General features: G+C 67.6%; 4 protein-coding genes. All 4 read left to right on the top strand.

All coding sequences use genetic code 11. The features are described 5' to 3' along the window. Positions 1–1,050 (top strand): FAD-dependent monooxygenase (locus ACESMD_RS07875; protein WP_372611964.1); only part of this gene is annotated, 1,050 nt, incomplete at its 5' end. A 90-nt stretch (positions 1,051–1,140) separates the two neighbouring features. Continuing rightward, positions 1,141–1,290 carry a hypothetical protein gene (locus ACESMD_RS07870; RefSeq protein ID WP_372611962.1) on the top strand — a complete coding sequence of 50 codons (150 nt, stop codon included), beginning with the start codon at positions 1,141–1,143 and terminating at the stop codon, positions 1,288–1,290. Continuing rightward, on the top strand, positions 1,290–2,024 hold the full coding sequence (locus ACESMD_RS07865) for a metal ABC transporter ATP-binding protein (protein WP_372611960.1): 735 nt from the start codon (positions 1,290–1,292) through the stop codon (positions 2,022–2,024). The genes ACESMD_RS07870 and ACESMD_RS07865 overlap by 1 nt, the downstream gene beginning before the upstream one ends. Then, positions 2,008–2,552: metal ABC transporter permease (locus ACESMD_RS07860; RefSeq protein ID WP_372611958.1), on the top strand; the 545-nt coding region annotated here is incomplete at its 3' end. The genes ACESMD_RS07865 and ACESMD_RS07860, both read left to right, overlap by 17 nt.

Here is a 2,552-nt window from a genome sequence, read left to right as displayed (position 1 = left end):
GACGACGACCGCTTCGACCTGCGGGTCTCGTCCGTCAACCTGGCCTCGCGGCAGCTGCTCGAGTCCGTGGGGGCCTGGCCGTTGATTCCGGCGGCGCGTCGCTGTCCCTTCCGGCATATCCATGCCTGGGACATCCAGGGTCACGGCGAGACCCGCTTCAGCACCGAGTCCATCGACCTGGCGGATTTCGGCAGCTTCGTCGAGAACCGGGTGATCCGTCAGTCCCTCTGGGCATGCCTGGAGGCCATGCCCAATGTCGAGTGCATTTGCACCGCGGCACCGATCACCCAGGTCAGCGGCCATGAGCGAGTGCTCCTCGAACTGGACAATGGCCGCCTGCTGGGGGCCTCGTTGCTGGTGGGGGCCGACGGTGCCAACTCCCGGGTGCGCGAGCGGGCCGGCATCCAGTCCGATGTCATGGATTACCAGCAACGCGCCCTGATCATCAACGTGGAGACGACCCTGCCCCAGCAGGACGTCAGCTGGCAGCGCTTCACACCCGAAGGCCCCCAAGCCATGCTGCCCCTGCCGGGCCATCATGCCTCCCTGGTCTGGTATGGCGACCCGGAACGGGTCAAGGCCCGCGAGGCGATGGATGACGAGACCCTGAGAACCACCATCGAACGAGAATTTCCCACCCGCCTGGGTGGCCTGGAGCGGGTGCTCGGCCGTGCCAGCTTCCCGATCAAGCGCCAGCATGCTCGCCACTACACGGCCTCCAGAGTCGTGCTGGTCGGGGATGCCGCCCATGTGGTCCATCCGCTGGCCGGCCAGGGCCTGAACCTTGGGCTCCAGGACGTGATCACCCTGGGCGAGCGGCTAGCCTATGCCCATGGCCATGGCAAGGACCTCGGCGGCCTCGCCGCCATCGGCCGCTATGCTTTGGAGCGTCGCCCCCAGACCCTGGCCATGATGGCGGCCACCGAGACCTTCCATCGCGTCTTCACCGGCGGCGATGGGCTCCGCAAGGCCGGCGCAGCGGGGCTGGCCCTGGCCGAACGACTCCCCCAGGCCAAGCAATGGATGATTCGCCGCGCCCTGGGGATCTAGTCGCCTGAGCGGGACCCGCAAGACGACACTGGCCAGCCCCATTATTGTTATGTTATAACCTTCGCTATCTTTTGCGGAGGACTCCGTCCCATGGCACATCGTACACACCGGCATCGCCCGGAAGGGCCCTGCCATTTCTCCCTGATGTCGCTCTCGGCGGGGCGCCGGCTGCTGCTGGTCGCCGCCCCCGTCGCCGGGCTCTGGCTGGCGGTCTCCTGGGCCGTGGGGGGCTGGTCCTGATGTCGCGACTGCAACTCCATGACCTGCAACTCGCCCGCGGGGGGCAGACGGTGCTCGAGCATCTCGACGGTCGCTTCATGGACGGCGCCATCACCGCACTGGTCGGCGCCAACGGGGCCGGCAAGAGCACCCTGATCGCCGCCATCATGGGCATGCTTCGGCCGGTGGCCGGCAAGGTAAACTGCCAGGTGCCCCGAGAGCGCTGCGCCTGGCTGCCCCAGCAACTGGCGCTGGACCTGACCTTCCCGATGAGCGTGGAAGAACTGATCATGACCGGCACCTGGCCCAGCCACGGTGCCTTAAAGGGCTACTGCGGAGCACACTATCGTCGCGGCCGCGAGATCATGGCGCGGCTGGGCATCTCGAACCTGGCGCACCGCCCGCTGGGCGAACTCTCCGGTGGCCAGCGTCAGCGTGCCCTGCTCGGCCGCACCCTGATGCAGGAAGCCGAGCTGCTGCTGCTCGACGAGCCGTTCGCCAACGTCGATGTCGAGACCGTCGACGTGCTGATGGACGTGCTGCGCGACATGGCAAGGGACGGCGCCACCCTGATCGTGGTGCTCCACGACCTGGAACAGCTATCGCGCCTGGCCGACGACGTGCTGATCCTCGCCGGGGGGCATGGCCGCTGGGCCAGCCCCGACTCACTGCTCGACCGCTACGCCGGCCAGCCACCCAGGGCACCACGCCTGCCACTCACCTTCCGGGATAGTGTTCATGCTGGCTCTGCTTGACGCCTGGCTGCTGGCCCCCTTCGACTACGGCTTCATGCGTCGCGCCTTCGTCGGCGGCCTGGCCCTCTCGCTGGCCGCCCCGCCGCTGGGGGTCTTCCTGATGCTGCGCGGCATGAGCCTGATCGGCGATGCCATGGCCCACGCCATCCTGCCCGGCGTGGCGCTGGGCTTCTTGCTGGCGGGTTTCTCGCTGCCGATCATGAGCCTGGGTGGCGTGCTCTCGGGCCTGCTGGTGGCCGTGCTGGCGGGCAGCGTGTCGCAGATGACCGGCCACCGGGAGGACTCGGCCATGGCCAGCTTCTTCCTGATATCGCTGGCTGGCGGAGTGATGCTCGTTTCCCTGGGCGGCAGCAGCGTGGATCTCACCCATGTGCTGTTCGGCTCGATACTCGCCGTGAACACCACCGCCCTGCTGCTGATCGCCGCCATTACCAGCCTGATCGTGGTGATCACGGCGGTTATCTTCCGCGCACTGGTGGTGGAATGTCTGGATCCGCTGTTCCTGCGTGGCCAGGGTGTGCGCGGCAG

The organism is Halomonas sp., assembly GCF_041689495.1.
Taxonomy (GTDB): domain Bacteria; phylum Pseudomonadota; class Gammaproteobacteria; order Pseudomonadales; family Halomonadaceae; genus Halomonas.
The sequence above is the reverse complement of the archived record's forward strand: the minus strand, read 5'-3'. Positions and strand labels throughout refer to the sequence as shown.

Coding starts and splice junctions, on each gene's coding strand:
- ACESMD_RS07865 (WP_372611960.1), top strand. CDS start 1,290: ATGTCGCGACTGCAACTCCATGACCTGCAACTCGCCCGCGGGGGGCAG.
- ACESMD_RS07870 (WP_372611962.1), top strand. CDS start 1,141: ATGGCACATCGTACACACCGGCATCGCCCGGAAGGGCCCTGCCATTTC.